The following is a 2,050-nucleotide window of genomic DNA, read 5'->3' on the forward strand; positions in this document are numbered from 1 at the left end:
TGAGATTTTTCCACGTCATGTATGAGATTTTTCCACGTCATGTATGAGATTTTTCCACGTCATGTATGAGATTTTTCCACGTCATGTATGAGATTGATTTCTAAATGTGATATAATAACCACATTAATTATTATCACTAATTTATAGGAGTGTTCAAATGGCAGTAATACAGAACAAAAAAGTAAATTTAGCATTAGATAGCTTATTAAGTAGACAAGACTATTTAGTTACACAAGCCAATGATTTAGCAAAAGCCTTTGGCAACCTTACTGCTTTTCAGCATAAGGTTTTAGACTACTGCTTTAGCTACGTACAACAGGATGATTATCAAAATAAAATTTATCAAGCTAATTTAATTGATGTCATACATCATTTTGGGTTAACTGCTTCAGGTGATAGTTATAAAAGAATTGCCAATGCTTTAAGGGCATTGGATTTAAAAACATCTATTTACATGAGAACTATTGAAAAAGATGGTCGCAAAGGCATTTTAATGACACATCTTTTTGATCATGTAAAAATAATTGAAGATGGAAAATTTGAGTTTAGATTTAGTCGAGATATAGAGCCGTATGTATTCCAACTAAAGTCTCATTTCTATTCATTTAAACTTTCTGAGCTATCAAGAGTACATTCAAAATATACATTGACCTTAATGAAGTTATGGAATGCAAACTCTTTAGGAAAACTAACAAATGCAACTATACAAGGATCATTAGAGGAATGGGAAGCTTGGTTTTTAGGAAGTGATGATAACGGTATTCCCAAGCACTGGTCAGCAGGTGTTTTCAAGAGAGATGTTATCAATAAAGCGTTAAAAGAACTAGGACAATTATATCCTAAAACACTTTTTAATCTAACAACCTTTAAACATGGACGAAATGTAACAGGATATAAATTAGATATACATTCTGTCCAAACTAATTTGGATATGAATACTGTTATAATAGACGGTGTACCACAGGAAAACAAGGTATCACAAAAAATATAATGTCAAATCTTAAAACATAACTCACCAAAACAGCACTTAAAGAATAAGTGCTGTTTTTGGTGAGTTATTCAGTTAAATCTAAGGAAATATCAAATTGCTTTAGAAAAATCCTGAGCATACCATTAAAGACATCATCTGAAAAGTTTGTTATTTCAGGGACAATTTTTGATAATTCTTTTCTAACATCATTGATGTTTAATGATGCTTTGTCGGAAAGAAAACTTAATCGCCCCATTATTTTATCGTGATCTTCAATCGTTAACCCTAATTCTAGACAAAAAACATGTGAAGAAATTGGTTTTTGAACTGAGTGACCAAGAAATGTTGCTAAGTCAATGATTGAAGCTTCTAAGAGCATGTGATTCTCTACCTTAGAGAGTATATAGTCATTTATATTCATATGAACCAGCTGAGAGCCTCCTTAACATGGAACGCTATTTTGGATGCTTGTGATGCTGAAACTCCATTTTTGACCAGTTCTCGGTATACCGCATCTTTGACTGCGTCCGCTGGTACTTCACTCCATTTTAGTAATGGTTTTAGAGCATTGACTATTGCTCCGTAATATTTATCTACCTGCTTAGCCACAGTATTTCCTGCAGATGCTCTAACCGCATTTACTATGGCTCCTCTGCTTTGAATTGCTTTTCTAAGAGCTGCTTTCGCAATTTTGGTCCAAATACTACGCTGTTCCTTTAAGTAAGTGTAATCACTTTCTTTTACAGGAGCAGTGATTTCTGTTGCCACTTCGGTTGATGCCTTGATAGTTTGTACAGTTGGAGATGCAATAGGAACTAGTAATAGTGTTAGTAAACTTGAGACTAATAATTTCTTAGAGTTCATTGTAGTGCTCCTTTCTGGTACGTATAAACATATTGTTGTACCCGCTTTCATTATAGCACGAGAGATATATTGTGAGCTAGCTATTTTTTGTTAGTCAACTACCCCTCACTTTAGTGAGGGGTAGTTGACTATAAAACTATATCGAACCCTAGTCTCGATATAGTTTGTTTGTCGATCAATATTGATCGACAAAATATTTTTGATTTCACTTTTTAT

The 2,050-nt window shown here is 33.3% G+C and carries 3 protein-coding genes; 1 reads left to right on the plus strand and 2 read right to left on the minus strand.

Going from position 1 to position 2,050, the window contains the following annotated elements:
* Positions 1–157: 157 nt before the first annotated feature.
* Complete coding sequence (locus LMU01S_RS09885) at positions 158–991, plus strand: replication initiation protein (RefSeq protein ID WP_056958558.1); 834 nt, start codon at positions 158–160, stop codon at positions 989–991.
* Between the two features lie 64 nt (positions 992–1,055).
* Here LMU01S_RS09885 and LMU01S_RS09890 read toward each other — a convergent pair whose 3' ends face one another.
* Positions 1,056–1,349, minus strand: coding sequence for a hypothetical protein (locus LMU01S_RS09890; RefSeq protein ID WP_156470417.1), 294 nt, complete (start codon positions 1,347–1,349; stop codon positions 1,056–1,058).
* Positions 1,350–1,387: 38 nt separating this feature from the next.
* Complete coding sequence (locus LMU01S_RS10730; protein ID WP_202812921.1) at positions 1,388–1,834, minus strand: YqxI family protein; 447 nt, start codon at positions 1,832–1,834, stop codon at positions 1,388–1,390.
* Positions 1,835–2,050 lie beyond the last annotated feature (216 nt).

Source organism: Ligilactobacillus murinus DSM 20452 = NBRC 14221 (genome assembly GCF_001591685.1).
Taxonomy (GTDB): domain Bacteria; phylum Bacillota; class Bacilli; order Lactobacillales; family Lactobacillaceae; genus Ligilactobacillus; species Ligilactobacillus murinus.